The sequence below is a fragment of the Streptomyces sp. 3MP-14 genome (assembly GCF_006334905.2).
Classification (GTDB): domain Bacteria; phylum Actinomycetota; class Actinomycetes; order Streptomycetales; family Streptomycetaceae; genus Streptomyces; species Streptomyces triticirhizae.
This window is the reverse complement of the sequence record NZ_VDLZ02000024.1, coordinates 28,543-50,521: the sequence shown is the minus strand read 5'-3', so window position 1 is coordinate 50,521 and position 21,979 is coordinate 28,543. Positions and strand designations below refer to the sequence as shown.

The window sequence follows — 21,979 nt, the reverse complement described above, 5'->3', positions numbered from 1 at the left end:
GGCGCTCCCCGGGCCGCTCCGTTCACCCGTTCCGTTGGCTCAGCCCAGGGACCAGCTCTGGTTGCCGGCGCCGTTGCAGGGCCAGATCACCAGCGGGGTGCCGTTCTCCGTGCCGGTGTCATAGGCGTCGAGGCAGGTGCCGGACGCCGCGTTGACCACCGGTCCCGACCCGTCGAGCGACCAGCGCTGGGTCGCCGCGCCGTCGCAGTCCTCGATCACCACGGCCGTCCCGTTCTCCGTGGCGCCGCCGGCGAGGTCCAGGCAGCTGTCGCCGTAGACCGTCAACTCGCCGTCCCCGGTGGGGGTCCAGACCTGGTTGGCGCCGCCGTTGCAGTCCCAGAGCGCGACCGGCGTCCCGGCGGCCTGCTCGCCGCCCGGCACGTCCGCGCACCGCCCGGAGGCCGCGCCGCGCAGCAGGCCGCCGGCGCTGCCGGCGCCGCAGGTCGAGGCGCCCTCGGTGGCGGGGCAGACGACGGTCGCGAACCCGCCGTTCTCCGCCACCGGGACGGACAGCGTGTCCGCGCTCGTGACCACGCTGGTCTCGGCGACCAGCCCGCCGTCGCCGTCCCGCACGGTCTCGACCAGCCACTCGCCGTCGCCAAGGAAGCCCAGCGGCGTCTCGAAGGTGGTCGCCGAGCCCGAACGGATGCCGCCCACATACCAGGTGTCGCCGCCACGCCGGGCGAGATAGGCGTCCTGTCCCGGCTGGCCGCCCAGCAGCCGGGTCTCGTCCCAGGCGGTGGGCAGCTGGTTGAGGATGCGCAGCGCCTCGGGACGCAGCTGGTAGGACTCGGGGTTGTCGGCCAGGTGCTGCCAGCCGGACTCGAAGACCAGCGCGGTGGCCAGCTCGTGGGCGTCGGTGGTGTCCCGGTTGGCGATGCTGAACGTGACCGGGGTGAAGTCCATGCTGGAGACCACGTTGCGGGTGAAGGGGAGGATGGTGTTGAGCGCGGCCCGGTTCTGCTGCTGCTCCGCCCCGAAGACCGCCTCCGAGGTCATCACGTGCGGCCAGGTGCGCTGCGTGCCGCGCAGGGTGCCGCTGCCGTGGAAGTTGATCATCAGCTCGTGCTCGGCGGTCTCGGCGAGGATGGCGTCGTACCACTGGAGCGTCGGCTGGACGAACTCGAAGGCGAAGTCCACCTTCAGGCCGGCGACGCCCCAACTCTTCACCAGCGGCAGCCACTCGGCGCGCTCCTCGGCGGTGTCGAGGTCGTCGGAGTGGAACCAGAGGATCACCTCCACGCCCCGCTCCCGCGCGTACTCCACCACCTCCGGGGTCCAACTCGCGTCCCAGCCCTCGTCGATGAGGACGTAGTCCCAGCCGTTGCGCTGGGCGAAGTCGACGTACTCGCGCTGCCGGTCGGGGTCGCTCGGGCTGGAGTGCTCGGTCAGCCAGGACCAGGCGACCGTGCCGGGCTCGATCCAGGAGGTGTCCTCGATCCGGGACGGCGGCGCCAGGTCGTCCACGAGGGTGGACGCGGTGACGGTCGCCAGGTCCCCGACGGCGGCGGTGCGCCAGGGGGTGGCCAGCGGCAGTTCGGCGGTGACCGGGGCGCCCTCCAGGGTGGTGGTGTAGGTGGCCGAGCCCTCCTCGTGGGTGAGGCGGGCGCCGGCGTACCGGCCGTCGAGGTCGGTCTCGGCGAGCAGCGCGTAGGTGCCGTCCACCTCGAAGAGCGCCGGCACCGCGTAGTCGCCGCTCGGCGCGGCGCCGGCCGTGGTGGGCAGCCATCTGCCCTGGTCCTCGGAGTGTTCGGGCACCAGCCAGGCGTCGGCCTCGGCCGGGGGGCTCCAGGTGGACGCCTCCCCGTTGACGGTCACCTGCCCCGAGCCCGGCAGCACATAGCGGTAGGCGGCCCCGGTGTCGGAGGCCCGCACGACGACGTCGAGCGCGGCCCCGTTCTCGCCGGTGAACGACAGCGTGGTCTCGGTGTAGGTGGTCTCCGGCCGCGCGTTCTTGCCGGTCGTCATGGCGTAGGACTCGGTGACGGTCCGGTCCTCGCGCTCGGCGAACGCCAGGTTCTGGGTCAGGTCGGCGTCGCCGGTCTCGATCCCGATGGGGGCCGGGGACAGGACGGTGGTGTCCCCGCTGGCGACCGAGAAGGTCAACGCACCCTCGTCCAGGGTGACTTCGGCGGAGACGCCGGACGGGCCGGCCGGCCCGCTGACGGTCCAGGTCTCCGGGGCAGCTCCGTGCGCGGGACTCAGCTGAAGGGCCCCGGCGGCCACGGCGATCACCAGTGCGGAACGCACCGTGAGCGCTCGGGCGGTGTGGGGGTTCTGCCTCTTCCTCATGGGCAACTCCCGTGTTGCGCAAGTTGTTTGGCAGTGTGTGTTCGTGGTCGCTTCCAGAGAAGCAAGCGAGGAAAGATAACGGAAGAGGACATGACAAAACCCGGAACACGGGTGTGGGCGCGGGACCGCCGCCGGCGCGTCAGCGGCGGAGTTCGTGCGCCAGCAGATCCATCAGCAGCCCGTCGTGCCAACCGCCGTCAGCCGAGCGCTCGTACTGGCGGAGGATGCCGACCGGCCGGAAGCCGACCCGGGTGTAGCAGCGGATGGCGGCGGTGTTGGCGGCCGCCGGGTCGATGATCAGGCGGTGGTGGCCGTGGTCGTCGACCAGATGGCGGGCGAGGGTGGCCACGGTGTCGGTGCCCAGGCCACGGCCGTGGACCGCCGGCGCGAGGAAGACGTCGATGCCGGCGTGCCGGTAGTCGGGGTCCGCCTCGGCGTACCACTGGGCCATGCCGACGACGCGGCCCTCGTGACGGACGGTCAGGGCGTGGGTCGCGGGGTCGGCCAGGTCCGCGGCGATCTCGGCGGCCAGGTCGTCCCCGCCGCGCCACCAGGCCCGCACCTCGGGGGTGGCCCTGATGGCGGCCAGCTCCGGGATGTCCGCATCGACGGTGGTCCGCAGCACGACCCGCGCGCCCCGCAGTTCGGTCGCGTGTGCCATGGGGGCACGGTAGCGGGCGACGCGGACGCCTGGGCGGCGGGCCCGCGCCCGAACGGGAGGGACCCCGCCGACCGGCGGGGCCGGCTGGAACGAACCCGCTGTTCAGCGCGTTCTTCCGCGCGGCTTCAAGGGGGTTGGCGGCAGCGGGGGGCGCAGACAGGCGTGGGCCGTGCGTGGGCCGCCGTGTCCTTCGTAGGCCCCTATCCGGGAGGCTCCTACCCGAGTTGACTGGGGCAGAGTTCACGGAAGACGGGGCGCCCTTCGCCGGAGGGGCGCATGTCCAGCAAAAGGAGGGGCGCATGTCGAGCAAGAGGCGGAACGGCGCGGAGCGACGTTCGAAGGAGGCTAGACGGCGACGCAACAAGCGGGTACAGCAGCGCAACAAGTGGAATGATCCCGATCGACGCGCCAGGAGAGCTGCGGCATCTGCCCGGATCCAGGAGTTGCTCGACGGACATGATGTGAGGAGTGATACCACCCGTGCGGTGATCTTAGAAGTCGCCTGGAAACTGGAAAACCGCGGTATAGCCGTGAGCGATGCAGTCATGCAGGAAGTAATCCGGGCGTACAACCACAAGGATGCGCTGAATCCAGGGACGACGGACATGTACCGCTACGTGAGGTACGAGCCGCCAACTCCAGACGAGGTCCTGCAAATAGCTGAACGACGGTTGCAGGGAAAAGCTGACGGCTACTGATCTCTTCGTAAGATCTCCGCATTCGAGACGCCGCCCTCGAACAACTCGACCACCCGAACACGGCGCGCCTCCGCCAACTGAGGCCGCGACAAGGGAGAAAGAGAAGAGCTGGCAGCCGAAGGAGAAGGTTGTCCCCCATCCCGAAGGCCTCCCAGCCACATGACCACCTGGGCCGAGGGCGTTGGCATGGTTGGTGTGGGGTCGCACAAGGCGGTTCGCCGTTGCCCGGCGCGGAACGAAGGCTGATGCGGGGGGGAGTCCGAAGGGCGGGGCGTGCTGGACGGCGTTGTGGGTCACTTCGCCCGGCTCACTGCCGCCAGCACTCCGCACGTTCGGACCGGTGGTGGGGGCCCGATCGTCGTCGTGGCGGCGATCTCGGTACAGAGCCGCAGCGCCTGGATCATGCAGCGCTCGGCCGGGCCGTGATCGGCGGAGTCGTAGGAGCACCAGCCCGCCATGGCAGCGGGCTTCGCCGCCGAGGTGAGGAGGAGCCGTTGTTGGCTGTCGGGCATCGCCCCGATCGGTCACCGCGACGGCGCGGCGATCCGCTCCACGCCAGACCGGACGATCTACACTCCCCCGGGCGGCAAGGAGTGACGCAGCGTGATGAACGCCCCGACGACGAGTACGGGGTCCGCTGAGAAGACCGAAGCGAAGAAGGAAGACCGTGCTCCTGAACGAGTCCTACACCCTCTCCAACGGCGTTCGGGTCCCCAGGCTGGGTCTGGGCACCTGGTTCATCGACGACGACAAGGCCGCCCAGGCCGTGCGGGACGCCGTCGCGATCGGGTACCGCAACATCGACACCGCGCAGGCCTACGGCAACGAGCGCGGGGTCGGTGAGGGGGTGCGCACCAGCGGGGTCGCCCGTGACGAGCTGTTCGTGTCCACCAAGCTGGCCGCCGAGATCAAGAACCACGACGACGCGGCCGCCGCGATCGACGGGTCGCTCGCGGCCCTGGGCCTGGATCACATCGACCTGATGCTCATTCACAGCCCGCAGCCCTGGGACGACTTCCGGGGCGGCGACTACGCCGAGGGCAACCGTGAGGCGTGGCGTGCGCTCGAGGACGCCCACCGGGCCGGCAAGCTCCGCGCCATCGGCGTCTCCAACTTCGAGCAGAAGGATCTGGAGAACATCCTCGACTCCTGCTCCGTCGCCCCGCACGTGAACCAGGTGCTCGCCCACACGGGCAACACCCCGTTCGACCTCATCGCCTACTGCGAGAGCAGGAACATCCTCGTGGAGGCCTACTCGCCCATCGCCCACGGAGCGATCCTGAACAACCCGGACCTCCAGGCGATGGCCGAACGGTACGCGGTGACCGTCCCACAGCTGTGCATCCGCTACACCCTGCAACTGGGCACCGTGTCGCTGCCGAAGACCGCCAACCCCGAGCACATGCGCAGCAACGCCGAGGTGGACTTCGTCATCTCCGACCAGGACATGTCCACGCTGCGGACCATGCGCGCCCAGGAGTACGGCGAGCACAGCGCCTTCCCCGTCTACAGCGGGAAGTAACGCGCCGAGGCCCCGGGGCGGGGACCGCGCATCGTCCGCCGTTGCCGCGAGGCAGTGCTTCTCACGCCCCCTCCAGCAAGCGTGGCCAGACCCTGAAGGAGCGAACGTGCGGATCACCCGAAGCTCGATCGACACCGCCAAGGGGCCGGCCGACTGGTTCACCGGCGACGTCTACATCGACGCGGTCGCCGCGGCCCCGCCCCCCTCGCGGGTCAGTGCCGCCCTGGTGCACTTCATGCCCGGTGCACGGACCCACTGGCACCGCCACCCGCTGGGGCAGACCGTCTTCGTCACCGAGGGGACCGGCCTGTGCCAGCGCCGTGGCGGACCGGTCGAAGTGATCCGGCCCGGCGACCGCGTCCTGTTCGAGGCCGACGAGGAGCACTGGCACGGCGCCACGCCGAACCGGCTGATGGTCCATCTGGCCATCAACGAGAGCGACGCCGACCACGACGTCGTGCACTGGTTGACCCCCGTCACCGACGAGGAGTACACCGCAGCCCCGACCGATGGCTGACACCCGGCCCAGACACCTGAAGCACGCCCTGCTCACCACCGTGCCGGGTGGCGCGACGTCGCCGTCGGCCGAGCGCCATCCCGGCGACGGCGCTTCCTCGCCGGCCACCGCTCCCCCGGGGATGCGCCGTGGTTCCCTCGGGGGCGAGGGGTTCAGAGCGTGAGCAGGACCTTGGTGGCGCGGCGTTCGTCCATCGCCCGGTACCCCTCGGCGGCCCGGTCGAGGGGGAGGGTGAGGTCGAAGACGAGGCCGGGGTCGATCTGGTGGGTCATGATCAGGTCGATCAGTTCGGGGAGTAAGCGGCGGACCGGGGCGGGGCCGCCGAGCAGGTTGACGGTGGCGAAGAAGAGTTCCAGTCCGTCGAGTTCGACGCCATGAGCGACGCCGACGTAGCCGACGTGTCCTCCGGGACGGGTGGCGCGGATGGCCTGGAGCATCGACTCCTGGGTGCCGACGGCCTCGATGGTCGAGTGGGCGCCGTGGCCGTCGGTGAGTTCCCTGATCCGGGCCACCCCGGCGTCGCCGCGTTCGGTCACGATGTCGGTGGCGCCGAAGCGCTTCGCGAGCGCCTGCCGGTCGGCGTGCCGGGACATCGCGACGACCCGCTCGGCGCCGAGCCGCCGGGCGGCGAGGACGCCGAGGAGGCCGACCGCGCCGTCGCCGACCACGGCGACCGTCTTACCCGGCCCGGCCTGGGCCGCCACGGCGGCGAACCAGCCGGTGCCCAGCACGTCGGAGGCGGCCAACAGGCCCCGGATCTGCTCGGGCGTCGGCTCACCGGGCACCCTGACGAGGGTGCCGTCCGCGAGGGGGATGCGGGCGTACTCGGCCTGGGTTCCGATCGCGCCCATCATCACCTGGTGGACGCAGCGGGACTGGTAGCCGGCCCGGCAGATCTCGCAGGCGTTGTCGGAGGCGACAAAGGACCCGACGACGAGGTCCCCGACCCGAACGGTTCGCACGTCCTGTCCGACCTGCTCGACGACGCCGACGTACTCGTGACCCATCCGCGTGGGCCCGTTGACCTCCTCGGCGCCACGGTAGGGCCACAGGTCGGAGCCGCAGACGCAGGTCGCGGTGACCCGGATGACCGCGTCCGACGGCTCGACGATCTCCGGCATCTCGACGTTCTCGACCCGGACGTCCCCCGGGGCGTGCAGCACGACGGCGCGCATGGCCTTCTCCCCCATCGATCTCTCGCGTACCCGCCAACGACACCACGCCGCCCTCGGGTGAGGGAGTCCCGGTCGATGGGGGTACCCGGAGGGACTCCCGCACGGTCGGGGGCCTCGCCTACCGTGGACGGCATGGACAACCGAGCGGAGGTGCGTGCGTTCCTCACGACGCGACGTGCCCGGGTGACACCCGAGCAGGTCGGGCTCCCCGCCGGCACGAACCGGCGGGTGGCCGGCCTGCGTCGCAGCGAGGTCGCCACCCTCGCCGGCGTGAGCGTGGAGTACTACACCCGGCTGGAGCGCGGCGCGCTCAGCGGCGCCTCGCCGGAGGTGCTCGACAGCCTGGCCCGCGCCCTCCGGCTCGACGACGCCGAGCGCGCGCACCTCTTCGATCTCGCCCACGCGGCCACCCCCGTCGCCCGGCCACCGAAGCGGCGCAACCCCAGGAGTTGGGCCCCGCACCCGAGTCTGGGATGGACGCTCGACGCGATCACGGCGGGACCGGCGTTCGTCCGCAACGGGCGCATGGACATCCTGGCGGCGAACGCGCTGGCCAGGGCGTTCTACCGGGACGTCTACGAGATGCCGGGGCAGCCGCCGAACATCGCGCGCTACACGTTCCTGGACGAACGCGCCCCCGCGTTCTACCCGGACTGGGAACTCTTCGCCGACGTGACGGTCGCCATCCTGCGCACCGAGGCGGCCCGCGACCCGCACGACAAGGGACTGCACGACCTCGTCGGCGAGATGTGCACGCGCAGCGACGCGTTCCGCACCCGCTGGGGCGCGCACAACGTGCGGCACCACGGCACCGGGTTCAAGACGTTCCACCACCCCGTGGTGGGCGAGATGGTCCTCGCCTACCAGGGACTGGAGATGGCGGCCGAGCCCGGTCTGACCCTCACGATCTACACCGCCGAGCCCGGCTCGCCCTCCGCCGAGCGGATGCGGCTGCTCGCCTCGTGGGCCGCCAGCGAGCACCCCGGCGACCACGACGAGGCGCCCGCCGCTCCGCCGGAGCGCTGAGCCCGGTCCTCGGAGGGTCGAACCCTGTCAGACGGTGAGCAGGGTCTTGATGGCGCGGCGTTCGTCCATCGCCCGGTAGCCCTCGGCCGCCCGGTCCAGCGGGAGGGTCAGGTCGAAGACCCGGCCCGGGTCGATCTCGCGGTCCCAGATCAGCCGCACCAGTTCGGGCAGGAAGCGGCGCACGGGAGCCGGGCCGCCGTGCAGGTGCACCCCGGAGAAGAAGAGTTCCTCGCCGGGGAGGGAGACCCCGTGCCCGACGCCGACGAAACCGACGTGCCCGCCGGGCCGGGTGGAACGGATGGCCTGCGTCATCGACTGCTGGGTGCCCACCGCCTCGACCACGGAGTGGGCCCCGAGCCCGTCGGTGAGTTCCTTGACGCGGGCCACGCCCTCGTCGCCACGCTCCTCGACGATGTCCGTGGCGCCGAACTCGCGCGCCAGAGCCTGACGGTCGGCGTGCCGGCTCATCGCGACGACCCGCTCGGCGCCCAGCCGCCGGGCGGCCAGGACCGCCAGCAGCCCGACCGCCCCGTCGCCCACCACGGCGACGGTCCTACCCGGCCCGGCCTCGGCCGCCACGGCCCCGAACCAGCCGGTGCCCAGCACGTCGGAGGCGGCCAGCAGCGACGGGATCAGTTCCTCGTCCGGCATCTTCGGGGTGGCCACCAGGGTCCCGTCGGCCAACGGGATGCGGGCCAGCGGCGCCTGGGTGCCGATCGAGCCCATCAGCACGCGGTTCACGCAGTGCGACTGGTAGCCGGCCCGGCAGATCTCACAGGTGTTGTCCGAGGCCCAGAAGGACCCGACCACGAAGTCGCCGACCCCGACCGTCCGCACCTCGGGCCCGATGTCCTCGACAACCCCGACGTACTCGTGCCCCATGGGGGCGTCGCGCACCTCCTCCACGCCCCGGTACGGCCACAGGTCGGACCCGCACACGCAGGTCGCCACCACGCGGAGGACCGCGTCCGTCGGCTCGACGATCGAGGGCTCCGCCCGCTCCTCGACCCGGATGTCCCCGGGGGCGTGCAACACCACTCCGCGCATGGGCGCCTTCCCTGCTTCCTCCGCCGGCCCGCCTGCGGCCCGGCACGGTTTCCCAGCTCGTGCGCCTCACTCTCCCCGACGACGGCACACGTCCCCGGGAGCCGGCGCCTCGCGTCCCCGCCGTCACCCGTTGGGCCCGGGGCGCCGGTCCACGTGCCCGGCACGGCTGTCGACCGACCGGACCAGCGGCCGCGCCACGAGAGGGGTCCTGGGGGTACCACCACCCGGCGGGGCTCCCTCGGTGCGGCCATGCTCTGGTGGACTGGGCGGGTCGGCGGCCCGCACGCGTGGTCGCGGAGACGACCGCGAGGCCGCCGACCGCAGCCACGATCCCGAAGGAGAGGGCCCGATGAACGGCGAGGTCACAGACCGACAGCACGCCGCGCCCCACACGCGGGGCGACTCCTGGTGGCAGCGGGCGGTCGTCTACCAGGTGTATCCGCGCTCGTTCCAGGACTCCGACGGCGACGGCGTCGGGGACATCCACGGCATCCTCCAACGGGTGGACCACCTCGCCGAGTTGGGCGTGGACGTGGTCTGGCTGTCGCCGATCTACCGCAGCCCGCAGGACGACAACGGCTACGACATCAGCGACTACCAGGACATCGACCCGACGTTCGGCACTCTGGGGGACCTCGACGAGCTGCTGGCCGCTCTCCACGCGCGCGGGATGAAGCTCGTGATGGACCTCGTCGTCAACCACACCAGCGACGAGCACCCCTGGTTCGTCGAGTCCCGCTCCTCGCCCGACAACCCGAAGCGGGACTGGTACTGGTGGCGGCCCGCCCGTCCCGGGATGGAGCCGGGCACGCCCGGCGCCGAGCCGACGAACTGGGCCTCGTTCTTCTCCGGCCCGGCCTGGGAGTACGACCCGGCGACCGACGCGTACTACCTGCACCTGTTCAGCCGGAAGCAACCCGACCTGAACTGGGAGAACCCGAAGGTCCGGCAGGCCGTGTACGCGATGATGCGGTGGTGGCTCGACCGGGGCGTCGACGGCTTCCGGATGGACGTCATCAACCTCGTCTCCAAGGACGTCCGCGCGGACGGCTCCCTCCTCGACGTGCCCGTGGAGGAGGGACCCTACGGCGACCCGGGGGTGGCCACCGCCAACGGTCCCCGGCTCCACGAGTTCCTCCAGGAGATGCACCGTGAGGTGTTCGAGGGCCGCCGCGACGGGCTGCTGTTGGTCGGCGAGACGCCCGGGGCCACCGTCGAGGACGGCAAGCTCCTCACCGACCCCGCCCGGGGCGAACTCGACATGGTGTTCACCTTCGAGCACGTCTCCCTCGACCACGGCCCCGGCGGACGCTTCGACCTCGTCCCGCTCGACCTGCGCGACCTGAAGGCGACACTCGGCCGCTGGCAGGCCGGCCTCAACGACACCGGCTGGAACGCCCTGTACTGGAACAACCACGACCAGCCCAGGGTCGTCTCCCGCTACGGGAACGACCGGGAGTACCGGCGCGAGTCGGCCGCCACGCTCGCCATCGTCCTGCACCTGCACCGGGGCACGCCCTACCTCTACCAGGGCGAGGAACTCGGCATGACCAACGCCCACTTCACCGCCCTCGACCAGTACCGCGACATCGAGTCACTCCGCTACGCCGCCGCCGAGAGCGAACGCGGACGGCTCTCCGAGGAACAGCTCCTGGCCCAACTGGCCGCCGGCAGCCGCGACAACGCCCGCACCCCGATGCAGTGGGACGACAGCCCCCAGGCCGGCTTCACCACCGGCGAGCCGTGGATCGCCGTCAACCCCAACCACGACACCATCAACGCCGCCGCGGCCCTGGCCGACCCCCACTCCGTCCTCCACGTCTACCGACGCCTCATCGCCCTGCGCCACCAGGACCCGGTCGTCCAACGCGGCCACTTCCGCCTCCTGCTCCCCGAGGACCCACACCTCTACGCCTTCACCCGCACCCTGGACGACGAGCAGCTCCTCGTACTCGGCAACTTCTCCGACGCGGACCGGACGGCCGACATCGGGCCGGGCTGGGACGACGCCATCCCGGTCATCGGCAGCCACCCGGAACCGTCGACCCCGGCCCACGGCGGCCGGGTCACGCTCCGCCCCTGGGAATCCGTCGTGCTGCGCCGAACCCTCACCCGTTGACCCCCGGCGCGGCGCTCCGCCGCGCCTCTGGACGCCGGATACACCGCCCAGCAGCACGCGGACGTCCTCGGGCGCGTACGGGACGGTGATGTCCCAGCCGTCGTACTTCTCCGCGAACGCCCCGACCACCCACGCCGGCAAGCCGTCACGGTGGATACGGGTGGTGCCCCTGGGCGACCACGCGACGACGACCGTCCTCCGACGCCAGGGTGACGGCGGACGGCACCCGTTCACCGCTCATCCGGGGTCCCGGTCCGACCGGGACGCCGAGGGCAGGGGGATGCCGGTGAACGCCCCGAGCGCGTCGAGGAGTTGGTCCTGGAACGCCGGGTCGACGGCGGCGGGATGCGGGTGTCGCGGCGCCCCGTGGTGCCAGTACCCGCCGGTGCGCGGCTCGATGTCCGCCGCGTCGGCGGTGGCGAGCCAGACCTGGGTGCGATGCCCCTCCCGAAGGCTGTCGGGCGCGCCCGGGCCGCCCATCCGGGTGGGCACCCAGCCGGGGTCGACGGCGTGCACGAGGTCGTGGGGGCGGAGCCGGGCGAGCGCCATCGCGAGCGCGGTGACCTGGAGCTTGGAGTCGTCATAGGGACGGCGGCCGGCCTCGGGACGGGAGAAGTCCAGGGCCTCAGGACCGGTGGAGCCGCCCCGGTGCAACGAGCTGCTCAGCACGACGGTGCGCCGGGGCGGGGTCATCAGCGCGGCCAGCGCATAGGGGGCGACGACGTTGACGGCGAACACCGAGGGCCCGCCGATGACGCCCGCGTTGTGGATCACCGCGTCGAACCGGCCGATCCCGTCGGCCCGTTCGGCGAGACGGACGACCTGCTCCAGGCGGGAGAGATCGGCGTACACCACCTCCCGCGCCGTGCCCCGGAGGTCCAGGTCCGCCAGCCGCTCGGGAGCGCGGGCGTGCAGGACCACGTCGTGCCCGGCCTCCCCCAGCTCACGGACGGTGGCCAGCCCCAGCCCGGTCGACGCGCCGGTGACGAGAACGAGTGCCATCAGCCGTGTCCTCCGCTCCGACATGCCCCCATGGGAATCGGCACCGCCCCGGCGGCGGTGCCGGCGACGGGTCCTGCCGTCCTCATCCGCCGACGGTGGTGCGGTAGGGACCGCGCTCGGCGTGGATGGTCCACAGCCGCCCCGCGAGCGCGTCCGGGGCGAAGAGGGGATCGCCGCCACCGATGGCGCCGGGGACAACGAGCTGCCCGACGTGGATGTTCTCCGACGCCAGGGCGTCGTGGAGCATCGCCCCGTACGCCGACTCGGCGGCGAACGCGGTCGAGGTGCCCGCGACCGCGCCGTTCGGCGTCACGGCGCTGGCGCCGTTGACCAGCAGGATGGTCCCGCGCCCCGACTCCCGCATCCCGGGCAGCACCCGGGCGATCGCCGAGGCCGGCCCGAGAACGGAGAACTCCACCGCAGCGGCCAGATCCTCCACGCTCGTCTCCGACACCGGGCGCAGGAACGCGGCGCTGGGCACCGGACTGTACTGGAGCACCTCGACGGGCCCCAGTTCCGTCGCGGCGGAGTCCAACGCGCCGGCCAGCGCGCCCCGGTCGCGGACGTCCGCCACATAGCCACGCGCCCGAACGCCGTCGGCCACCAGGTCGGAGACCAGCCGGTCGAGCCGGTCCCGACCGCGCGCGACCAGCGCGACGGAGAAACCCTCACGCCCGAACCGCCGGGCAACGGCGGCGCCGAGCCCCGGCCCGGCCCCGATGATCGCGATCGTCGTCATGACGTTCCTCTCTCCGGTCCGACGCCGACCCTAGGCTGCCCCTTCCGACCTCGGAAGTCCCTACGAGTACCCCTCCCAGCGGGGACTCCCACCCGGAAGGTGTCCCCGGGTTCGACGGACGCCGACCATCCCCGTGGAAAGGCTTCGCCCACCGATGCGCCCCACCCAGCTCGCCAGCGCGGCCTCGCTGACTTCCTCGACATGCTGCCGCTCAGCCTCACTCCCGAGGAGTCGCCCGTCATGGATCGAACAAGACCGCCGGTCAGCGTGTTCTCCCGCGCGGTTTCAGGGGAGTTGGCGGCAGCGGGGGCGCGGACAGGCGTGGTCCTTCGTAGCCCTCGACGGTGCCGAAGCGTTGGCCGTCGGCCCAGTCCCTGCGGGCCGTCTCGATCTCCTCCTGGGTGCGGCCGATGAAGTTCCACCACATGACCAGCTGTTCCTCGAACGGGAGGCCGCCCAGCAGCAGGACCGAGGCGGGGTCGTCGGCGCGGAGCGGGAGTTCGGTGCGGCCCTCGCCGAGGTAGAGCAGGGAGCCGGGGGCGAGGCGGACCCCGTCGACCTCGGACTCGCCCTCGATGGTCAGCACCGCGTACTCGAAGTCCTCCTCCAGCGGCAGCCGGGCGTCGGTGCCGGCGGCCAGGGTGAGGTCGGCGCCGACCAGCGGGCTGTAGGTGGTGCCGGGCGAGGCCGCGCCGTCCAGGGTGCCGAGGATCACGGTGGCGTCGAGCCCGCCGCCGCCGGTGACCCGGGGCAGTTCGGCGTGGTACTCGAAGGCGGGGGCGACATGGCGGTGTGGGTCGGGCAGCGCCACCCACAGCTGGGCGCCGTGCAGGATCGGCGCGTCGCGGTGCGGGCGGGGCGACTCCTCGGAGTGGGCGATGGCCCGGCCCGAGGTCATCAGGCCCAGCTCGCGCGGGCGGATGGTGGCCAGCGAGCCGACGCTGTCCCGGTGCACCACCTCGCCGGCGTGCAGCCAACTGACCGTCTGGAGCCCGATGTGCGGATGCGGCGGCACCCGCATCCCCGGGGTGTCGGTGATGTCATCCGGTCCGTAGTGGTCAACGAAGCACCAGGCGCCGATCATTCGACGTCCCAGGGTGGGCAGAAGTCGTCGGACGACGGTGGACTCGCCGAGCGGCACCCGGCGGCCCTCCTGGAGTTCCCGCACCGGCCCGGTGTGGCGGGCCGCGCCGCAGAGGGTGGGGGCCGGCCGCTGGTCAAGGTTGCTCATGGGTCGATCCTGCCCCACTTCTACCGACCATTTTCGGTCAGCCGCGCGACCAGCCGCCCAACTCCTCCTGGTGCTGCCACGCCTCCCCCGCACCCCCGCCGCTGGTGCGGAACGGCACTCCCCCGTCGTCCAGCCGCAGCGTGCCGCGCTCGCCGCCGCTGCTCCACTCCAGTTCGACGAACCAGTCGCAGTCGCAGGCGGCCGCCCGCGCCTCGATGCGGAGCGCCAGTGGCTCCCGCGCGGTGACCGCGAACGGGAGCCGGGGCGCGGTGAGTTCGCGTTCGCTCATGGCGTCGTAGCCGTCCCTGGGCGTGGGTTGGGGCCGCTCGGCGTCCAGGTCCACCTCGAAGGCGGCGGGCGTGAGGGCGCCGCCGCAGCCCATGGACATGTCGTACGCCGACCACGCGAGCGGCCGGCGGCGCTCCGTCACCCGCACATGCATCGCCTCGACGACGACCGGCTGCTCGCCGGTGGCCGTGACGGTGGCCTCCAGGATGGTTGCGTCCCCGTGCACCGCGCCCAGTCGGGCCGCCCACTCCTCGGCGTCCTGGGCCACCGGCGGGGGCGGAACGGCGTCGGGGGCGCGGTCGACCAGGTAGCGGTGGGCGCAGCCCTCGGCCCAGACGTGCGAACGGACGGAGTACTCCAGCGGCCCCGGCCCGGCCGCATCCGGCGGGGCGGGCTCGTCGCCGGGGCTCCCGGCGTCCCGGGCGGCCTGGTTCGCCTGGGCGGCGGCCGAACCGCCGCCGGAGGGGCGGGCGTTCCACACCCCCCAGCCGCCCAGCGTGCCGACCAGCAGCAGCACGAGGACCAGCGACCAGGGGCGCCGGCGCCGGGAGCGGCCCGCAGGCGGGGCGGCCGCCGGGGCGGCCGCCGCGGGCTCGGGGGCCGCCGCCTCCGGAGCCGTCGGCTCGGCCCGGGCCGCCGCCTCGGCGGCCCGGGGCTCGGCGGCCGGCCGGCTTCTGGCGTCGTCGGCCGACAGCCAGAGCCGGTGCAGCGCGAGCAGTTCGTCGGGCCGCGCGCCGCAGGCGCTGGCCAGCCGCTCGACCGGCGCGTACTCGGCCGGCACCACCGCGCCCGAGCAGTAGCGGTGCAGCGTCGAGGTGCTGGTGTGCAGGCGCTTGGCCAGCGCGCCGAAACTCAGCCCCGAGCGCTCCTTGAGCGCGCCCAGCCGGGCCGCCAACTCCTCGGCCGGCCGGTTGTCCCTGCTCGACTCCCCCACGACTCCCCCGCGTGTGTTCCCCGTTGATCGCCCTTGATCACCGGTGCCCGTTGAGCGTCCCCGCCCGAACGTGGCGCGCGCCGTTCCACGACCCGTCCGGCGTCCCGTTCCGCGTTCCAGGGGCTCACGTTCTTCGACGTCAGCGGGGCCCCGGCCGTTCCACCGTCCCAGATGGCGCCGCCGCGCTTGCCGCCGCCCCCCGGCCCCGCCGAGCCTGCCGGAGAAGCGACACCCACGGGAACGAACAACCGAACCACCAACGGAACGACAGACGAGGGGGATGGGCCGATGCGGCACACACGAGGGACCACGCGGGGAACCGTGCGCGGGCTGGCGATCGCGGCCGGCGCGGCGCTCGGGGCCGGCGCGCTGGCGGTGACCACGCTCAGCGGAACGGCCACCGCCGACCAGCCGGCCACGGCGAACGGGGCCGGGGCGAGCGCGACGGGCACGAGCGGTGTGACGGAAGCCGCCGCGATACCGGCGGACGCGTTCCTCACCGGCGACGAGCTGCCCGAGCACCCGGACGGCTGGTACAGCGAGGGGCCGGTCGATGGCCTGCCCGAGGTGCCGGTCTTCTGCTACGACCCGCTGCTGCCCGAGGAGAACGTCGCCCACGTCACCCACTGGACGGAGCTGGACACCACCGCCGTCCAGGTGGTGATGGACCTCGGCAGCGAGGGCGCGGCCGCCGGGCTGGTCGAGGTGCTGGACGAGGCGAGCACCAACTGCGCCTCCGAGTGGCTGTGGCAGCACCCGGGCGCCACCGCGTCCTGGGACGACTTCGGGGGCGTGGCGGGCGCGGACTACGCGCGGGTCGTCGGCGTGCACACCGCCCCACCGGAGTCCGCCCACGATGTCAACCTCTTCGCGGTGATCAGGGAAGGGAGCCTCGTCACGGTGGTTCGCTGGGGCCAGATGGGCACACTGTCACAGGCGCCGGTGGCCGAGTTCCTGGCCACCGCCGAGGCCGCGCTGGCCCGGCTGGAGGGGTAGGCACGATCCGCCGCGCCGCGCTGTTGTCGTGTGCTGTTCTCATGCACACGTTTACAGCGCGGTGTTGCGGTGTTTTGTCGGGTCATCAGGCGTCAACCTGACGCTCTCTGCCCCGAGTTGGCCGAAAGCACAAGATCTTTTCATGTAAGCGATTGCATTACCTCCGGGGTCGGCAGTACGTTCGGCTCACTGCCGTGATCGGAGGGTTATGGCCGCGAGCATCATGGATGTCGCCCGGCGCGCGGAGGTGTCGACCGCGACCGTCTCCCGCGCCCTGCGCGGGCTGCCGAACGTGTCGGCCGCGACCCGCGAGCGCGTGCTGCGCGCGGCGGAGGAGCTGTCGTACTCGGTCTCCCCGCACGCCTCCTCGCTGGCCTCCGGCCGGACGGGAACGGTCGGCGTGGTCGTGCCGTTCGTCAACCGCTGGTTCTACAGCCAGGTGTTGGCCGGCATCGACTCGGTGCTGCGCGCCCACGACCTCGATCTGCTGCTGTACAACCTCGGCGACGAGCGGGTGCACGAGCGGTTCTTCACCAGGATGCCGCTGCGCCGCAGGGTGGACGCCCTGATCGTGCTCAACCTCCCGCTCTCCACCGCCGAGAGCGAGGCGCTGGCGTCGATGGAGGTGCCGATCGCCGTGCTCGGCACCCGCGTTCCGGGCTGTTGGCACGTCTCCATCGACAACGCGGAGGGCGCGAGCACCGCCGTCCGCCACCTGATCAACCTGGGGCACCGCAGGATCGGTATGATCACCGCCGCCCCCGGAGATCCTCGGGGGTTCACCACCCCGATCGTTCGCCAGCACGCCTACCGCACGGTGCTCGCGCAGGCCGGGATTGCCTACGACCCGGATCTGGAAGTGCCGGGTCATCTGAGTATCGACGAGGGTGCGTCAGCGATGGCACAGCTGCTGAGCCTGCCGGAGCCGCCGACGGCGGTCTTCGCCGAGTCGGACCAGATGGCCTTCGGCGCCCTGCGGACGTTGGGCCGCATGGGGCTGACCGCCCCCGACGATGTCTCGGTCATCGGGTTTGACGACCACGAGACGGCCGAGCTGCTCGATCTCACCACGATCGCGCAACCCGTAGCCCACCAGGGAGAGTTGCTCGCCCGCCAGATACTGGACGCCCTGTCCGGCGGGGACGAGGAGCCCACCCGGGTGGTGGTGCCGACCCGGCTGGTCGTCCGGGGCACCACCGGCGCGGCTCGGGAACATCCGCCCCGATATCACTCCACACCTCGGCCGGGACCTGAACCGGACCAGCACAGCACCACCGCGCGGTGAGCCGCCGCCGACCGCGCATCTCCCAGGGTCAACTCGCAAGAGGAATGGAAGATACGTGCCCCGCACCCGCATTGACCAGAAGTCGGCCGCGCCCTGGTGGGCCGACGCCGTCATCTACCAGGTCTACATCAGAAGCTTCGCCGACGGGAACGGCGACGGGATCGGCGACATCGCCGGTCTGCGTGCCCGTCTGCCCTACCTCCAGGAACTGGGGGTTGACGCGCTGTGGATCAACCCCTGGTACCCGTCCCCGATGGCCGACGGCGGCTACGACGTCGCCGACTACCGCGCGATCGAGCCGGCGTTCGGCACCCTCGCCGAGGCGGAGGAGCTGATCGCCGAGGCGCACACCTTCGGGATGCGCGTCGTGCTGGACATCGTGCCCAACCACACCTCCGACCAACACCGTTGGTTCCGGGAGGCGTTGACGGCCGCGCCCGGCTCCCCCGAGCGGGAGCGCTATGTCTTCAGGGACGGCCGCGGAACGGACGGCGACCAGCCACCCAACGACTGGCGCAGCCGGTTCGGCGGCCCGGCCTGGACCAGGATCGCCGAGCCGGACGGCAGCCCGGGCCAGTGGTACCTGCACCTGTTCGCCTCGCAACAGCCCGACCTGAACTGGGCCAACCGGGAGGTGCGGGACGAGTTCGAGTCGATCCTGCGCTTCTGGTTCGACCGGGGCGTGGACGGCTTCCGGATCGACGTGGCGCACGGCCTCGTCAAGGACCCGGCGCTGCCCGACCTGGACATCCCGGCCGACGCGCTCTTCGAGCACGAGCGGCACCGGGAGGACCACCCGCACTGGGACCAGGACGGGGTGCACGAGATCTACCAGGAGTGGCGCAAGATCGCGGACTCCTACGCGGGCGACCGGGTCTTCGTCGCCGAGGCCCATGTGCGCGAGGACCGGCTGGCCCGGTACCTGCGGCCCGACGAGCTGCACACCGCGTTCAACTTCCCCTATCTGAAGTGCTCCTGGGAGCCCAAGGCGATGCGGGAGGTGATCGACCGTGGCGTGACCTCGCTCGCGGAGGTCGGCGCGCCGCCGACCTGGGTGCTCTCCAACCACGACGTGCCCCGGCACGTGACCCGCTACGGCCGGCACGACACCAGCACCCACGAGCACGACACGGCCGGCGGCGGGACCGACCTGGAACTGGGCACCCGCAGGGCGCGCGCGGCGGCGCTGCTGACCCTGGCCCTGCCGGGCGGCGCCTACGTCTACCAGGGTGAGGAGTTGGGCCTCTGGGAGGTCGAGGACCTGCCGGAGGAGGTGCTGGCCGACCCGACGTGGGAACGTTCGGGCCACACCGTGCGCGGCCGCGACGGCTGCCGGGTGCCGCTGCCGTGGTCCGGGCTCGACGGCCCGTTCGGCTTCGGGCCCAAGGGCACCAAGCCGTGGCTGCCGCAGCCGGCCGAGTGGAAGAGCCTGACGGCGCAGTCCCAGTCGGGCATCCCCTGGTCGATGCTGGAGCTGTACCGCTCGGCGCTGCGGCTGCGCCGCGAGCAGCCGGGCTTCGGCGCGGGGACGCTGCGCTGGCTGACCACGCCGGAGGGGGTCCTCGCGTTCGAACGCTCGCCGGTGCTGCGCTGCGCGGTCAACTTCTCGGGTGAGCCGTACCCGTTGCCGAAGAACTGGGGCGTGCTGCTGGCCAGCGAACGCCTCACGAACGGGCATCTGCCGCCGGACACGACCGTCTGGCTCTGGGGCGGCGGCGCCCTGGCCGGGCGGGCCTAGCGGAGGCCGGGGCCCGGCCCTGGCCGGGCGGGCTCAGCAGAGGCCGGGGCCCAGCCCTGGCCGGGCGGGCTCAGCAGAGGCCGAGGCCCGGGGGCCCCGGCCGAGACCCGGCCGGAGGGCCGGGGGTGCCCCGGCCGGGTGGGGCCCTCCGGACGGGGTGCCTTGGCCGGGGCCGGGGCCCGGCCCTGGCCGGGTGGGCGGCCTCCGGACGAGGTTGCCCTGGCCAGGCGGGCTCTGGCCGGAAGCCCCGGCCGGGAGACTGGGGCTGGGCCGGCTCTGGCCAGAGCCCTGGCCGGCGGGCTCTGGCCGGGTGGGCGGCCCTCCGGACGGGGTGCCCTGGCCGAGCGGGCTCTGGCCGGAAGCCCCGGCCGGGCGGCCGAGGTTGGGCCCGCCCTCCGGGCGTGGTTGGACCGGCCCTGGCCGGGTGAGCGGCCCTCCGGACGGGCCTGGCAGGGAGCCCTGGCCGGGCGGCCGAGGTTGGGTGGGCGGCCCGGACGGGCCTGGCCGGGTGGGGCTGACAGGGCCGGAGGTGGAGTTTTCAGCCTGGCGAGCGGCCCTGCCGGAGGCGAGGCCCGGGCTCCGGGCTCCGGGCTCCGGGTTGAGGGCGACCGGACCAGCTTCGGGCCGGGCCGGGTTGCGGCAGAAGGCCCGGCACCGGCTGGCCGTCGCCGAACGGGCGGCGGCCCTCCGGGCGGGCCCGGATAGGTCCGTCTCGTTCGGATCTTCGCGGGGGCACGGCTCTGCGAGCCGGGGCCGTTGAACGAAGCGTTCAACTCTCGCCGGGCAACTAGAAAAAAGTCCCCGACCCCCTCCCCGGAAGTCGACGGCGCGCGGACTACCAAGACGGCAGGCGATGTTCGCGCGGCAGCGTGGTCGTTAACCGAACACCCCACCCACCGCCCGCCCCACCCGAACAACCAGCACCGGTCCCGTGAGACGCCCGACGATCGGTCACGTCCAAGACGGGCGACATGCCGGGGCAGGCCGGCGAAGCCGGTGCGCGCCACGCACGCCCCCACCCACCAAACGACCCCCGAACAAGCCGCAGTCCCGCGCCCGGAAGGCACGGTCGCCATCACCCACCACCCCCAGCGGCAACAAACCCCACCTCCCGGAAGCCGCGCCCCCCCCTCCCAGCCAGCCTCCTGCCGGCATTCGTTACGCCCGCACCCGGCCGACCGTGCGCCACATAGGCCCGGCGTAGTAGCCCGCGCCAGAACCCCCACCACACCCCAGAGTCTCGTCGACCAACAAACGACCAGTCGGGCTGACCCGCACCGGCCACCGGCCCGCAGACAAACCCCGCACCCAACACACCACCCGCACCCACCCCACCCCGTTCACCCATCCCCCCGGCCGCGCGGCAAAACCAGGTGTTCGTCGCGCGCCGACACCCCTACCGTCCGGGGCATGGATCTACGCATCGTGACGGTCGCCGAGCGACCCGACCTGAAGTCGTCCTTCGGGAACGCGGAGAGCGAGCCCTGGCCCGCGTTCATGGATGAGGACCCCATGGCCCTGCTGTACTACAGCGACGTCAGGACCGCGCACCCGGAGTACGCGTTCGTCGCCTACGACGCCGAGGCGCCGGACCAGGCGGTCGCCCGCGCGTTCTGCGTGCCGTTCGCCTGGGACGGCGACCCGGCGCGCGGCGAGCTTCCCGAGGACGGCTGGGACGGGGTGATCTGGCGTTCGGCGCGGGACCGGCAGCTCGGCCGGCCACGGAACCTCGTCTCGGCGCTGGAGATCACCATTGCCACGCACCTCCAGGGCACCGGCCTGTCCGGCCGGATGCTCGCGGCGATGCGGGAGAACGCCGCCCGCCTCGGGTTCGACCAACTGGTCGCGCCGGTGCGGCCGAACCGCAAGCATCTGGTTCCCGACCTGCCGATCGACGCGTACGCGGCGCTGGTCCGCGAGGACGGTCTGCCGCAGGACCCGTGGCTGCGCGTGCACGTCCGGGCCGGCGGCCGGATCGTCGGCACCTGCAAACGCGCGATGGTCATCCCCGGCACGCTGGCGGAGTGGCGTTCCTGGACCGGTCTGCCGTTCGACACGTCGGGGCCGGTCGTGGTGCCGGGCGCGCTGGTGCCGGTCCAGTGCAGCGTCGAGCAGGACATCGCGGTCTATGTGGAGCCGGGCGTGTGGGTGCACCACCCGCTGTGAGCCCCCCGGACCCGAACCCGCAGAACCCGCACCCGAACCCCGCACCCGAACCCGCAGAACCCGCCCCGCGCCGGCCCGCCCCGCCGGCGCGCGCAGCGCGCACGGCGCTCCGCAGAAGAACTACTCCGCGTAGGCCGCGCGCACCGCGTCCCTCGCCGCCGCCACGGCGGCGTCCGCGTCGAGGCCGAGCCGCTTCGCCCGCCGGGCGAACGCCTCGGCTGCGGCCGCCGCCTCCCGGGCGGCGGCCGTCCGCGCGGACGCCACAAACGTGCCCTGCCGGCCCCTGGTCTCCACGACGCCGTCGGCCTCCAGCGTCCGGTACGCCTTGGCCACCGTGTTCACCGCGACGCCCAACTCGGCGGCCAGCGCCCGCACGGTGGGCAGCCGGTAGCCGACGGGCAGCCGGCCTCCCCTGGCCTGCTCGGCCACCTGGAGGCACAGCTGCTCGTAGGGCGGCACGGTGGAGTCGGGGTCGATGCGCACTGTCATCCCGTTCATCGGCCCGATTGTGCCCCACGGGTCCCCGCCCGGCGCTTCGCCGGA

General features: G+C 72.8%; 19 protein-coding genes. 9 read left to right on the top strand and 10 right to left on the bottom strand.

Features of this window, described 5'->3' with window-relative positions; genetic code table 11:
* Positions 1-39: 39 nt before the first annotated feature.
* A complete protein-coding gene (locus tag FH609_RS29415) occupies positions 40-2,292 on the bottom strand; it encodes a glycoside hydrolase family 97 protein (RefSeq protein WP_139674784.1) in 2,253 nt (750 codons plus the stop codon).
* A 139-nt stretch (positions 2,293-2,431) separates the two neighbouring features.
* On the bottom strand, positions 2,432-2,953 hold the full coding sequence (locus FH609_RS29410; RefSeq protein WP_139674787.1) for a GNAT family N-acetyltransferase: 522 nt from the start codon (positions 2,951-2,953) through the stop codon (positions 2,432-2,434).
* A gap of 299 nt (positions 2,954-3,252) precedes the next feature.
* On the opposite strand from FH609_RS29410, the gene FH609_RS29405 reads away from it, so the two are divergent.
* On the top strand, positions 3,253-3,651 hold the full coding sequence (locus tag FH609_RS29405; protein WP_139674791.1) for a hypothetical protein: 399 nt from the start codon (positions 3,253-3,255) through the stop codon (positions 3,649-3,651).
* 293 nt (positions 3,652-3,944) lie between these two features.
* Here the strand turns inward: FH609_RS29405 and FH609_RS29400 are convergent, their stop codons facing one another.
* Positions 3,945-4,163, bottom strand: a complete 219-nt coding sequence (locus tag FH609_RS29400; protein ID WP_139674794.1) for a hypothetical protein — start codon at positions 4,161-4,163, stop codon at positions 3,945-3,947.
* A gap of 155 nt (positions 4,164-4,318) precedes the next feature.
* Between FH609_RS29400 and FH609_RS29395 the strand changes: the two genes are divergently transcribed.
* Positions 4,319-5,173 carry an aldo/keto reductase gene (locus FH609_RS29395; RefSeq protein ID WP_139674797.1) on the top strand — a complete coding sequence of 285 codons (855 nt, stop codon included), beginning with the start codon at positions 4,319-4,321 and terminating at the stop codon, positions 5,171-5,173.
* A 106-nt stretch (positions 5,174-5,279) separates the two neighbouring features.
* Complete coding sequence (locus FH609_RS29390; protein ID WP_139674800.1) at positions 5,280-5,690, top strand: cupin domain-containing protein; 411 nt, start codon at positions 5,280-5,282, stop codon at positions 5,688-5,690.
* 152 nt (positions 5,691-5,842) lie between these two features.
* Here FH609_RS29390 and FH609_RS29385 read toward each other — a convergent pair whose 3' ends face one another.
* Positions 5,843-6,865, bottom strand: a complete 1,023-nt coding sequence (locus FH609_RS29385; protein WP_139674803.1) for a zinc-dependent alcohol dehydrogenase family protein — start codon at positions 6,863-6,865, stop codon at positions 5,843-5,845.
* A gap of 132 nt (positions 6,866-6,997) precedes the next feature.
* Here FH609_RS29385 and FH609_RS29380 point away from each other — a divergent pair, with 132 nt between their 5' ends.
* Entirely contained in the window at positions 6,998-7,891 is an 894-nt protein-coding gene (locus FH609_RS29380; RefSeq protein ID WP_139674806.1) for a helix-turn-helix transcriptional regulator, read from the top strand.
* 27 nt (positions 7,892-7,918) lie between these two features.
* Here the strand turns inward: FH609_RS29380 and FH609_RS29375 are convergent, their stop codons facing one another.
* Entirely contained in the window at positions 7,919-8,938 is a 1,020-nt protein-coding gene (locus tag FH609_RS29375; RefSeq protein WP_139674809.1) for a zinc-dependent alcohol dehydrogenase family protein, read from the bottom strand.
* A gap of 349 nt (positions 8,939-9,287) precedes the next feature.
* On the opposite strand from FH609_RS29375, the gene FH609_RS29370 reads away from it, so the two are divergent.
* Entirely contained in the window at positions 9,288-11,057 is a 1,770-nt protein-coding gene (locus FH609_RS29370; protein ID WP_139674812.1) for a glycoside hydrolase family 13 protein, read from the top strand.
* Between the two features lie 237 nt (positions 11,058-11,294).
* Here the strand turns inward: FH609_RS29370 and FH609_RS29365 are convergent, their stop codons facing one another.
* The 4 genes from FH609_RS29365 to FH609_RS32015 form a co-directional block, all read right to left on the bottom strand.
* Positions 11,295-12,059 (bottom strand): SDR family NAD(P)-dependent oxidoreductase, encoded by a 765-nt coding sequence (locus FH609_RS29365; RefSeq protein WP_139674815.1) that lies wholly within the window; start codon positions 12,057-12,059, stop codon positions 11,295-11,297.
* 82 nt (positions 12,060-12,141) lie between these two features.
* On the bottom strand, positions 12,142-12,798 hold the full coding sequence (locus tag FH609_RS29360) for an SDR family NAD(P)-dependent oxidoreductase (RefSeq protein ID WP_139674818.1): 657 nt from the start codon (positions 12,796-12,798) through the stop codon (positions 12,142-12,144).
* A 262-nt stretch (positions 12,799-13,060) separates the two neighbouring features.
* Positions 13,061-14,029 carry a pirin family protein gene (locus FH609_RS29355; RefSeq protein ID WP_139674821.1) on the bottom strand — a complete coding sequence of 323 codons (969 nt, stop codon included), beginning with the start codon at positions 14,027-14,029 and terminating at the stop codon, positions 13,061-13,063.
* Positions 14,030-14,066: 37 nt separating this feature from the next.
* A complete protein-coding gene (locus FH609_RS32015) occupies positions 14,067-15,251 on the bottom strand; it encodes a helix-turn-helix domain-containing protein (protein WP_226962039.1) in 1,185 nt (394 codons plus the stop codon).
* Positions 15,252-15,539: 288 nt separating this feature from the next.
* On the opposite strand from FH609_RS32015, the gene FH609_RS29345 reads away from it, so the two are divergent.
* From FH609_RS29345 to FH609_RS29330, 4 genes are all read left to right on the top strand, one after another.
* Entirely contained in the window at positions 15,540-16,247 is a 708-nt protein-coding gene (locus FH609_RS29345; RefSeq protein WP_139674824.1) for a hypothetical protein, read from the top strand.
* Between the two features lie 208 nt (positions 16,248-16,455).
* Positions 16,456-17,532: a LacI family DNA-binding transcriptional regulator gene (locus tag FH609_RS29340; RefSeq protein ID WP_122181870.1), complete on the top strand. Its 1,077-nt coding sequence runs from the start codon at positions 16,456-16,458 to the stop codon at positions 17,530-17,532.
* Positions 17,533-17,587: 55 nt separating this feature from the next.
* Complete coding sequence (locus FH609_RS29335; protein ID WP_139674827.1) at positions 17,588-19,270, top strand: glycoside hydrolase family 13 protein; 1,683 nt, start codon at positions 17,588-17,590, stop codon at positions 19,268-19,270.
* A 1,410-nt stretch (positions 19,271-20,680) separates the two neighbouring features.
* Positions 20,681-21,436 carry an N-acetyltransferase gene (locus tag FH609_RS29330; RefSeq protein ID WP_139674830.1) on the top strand — a complete coding sequence of 252 codons (756 nt, stop codon included), beginning with the start codon at positions 20,681-20,683 and terminating at the stop codon, positions 21,434-21,436.
* Positions 21,437-21,556: 120 nt separating this feature from the next.
* Here the strand turns inward: FH609_RS29330 and FH609_RS29325 are convergent, their stop codons facing one another.
* A complete protein-coding gene (locus FH609_RS29325) occupies positions 21,557-21,925 on the bottom strand; it encodes a GntR family transcriptional regulator (RefSeq protein WP_139674905.1) in 369 nt (122 codons plus the stop codon).
* Positions 21,926-21,979: the final 54 nt, after the last annotated feature.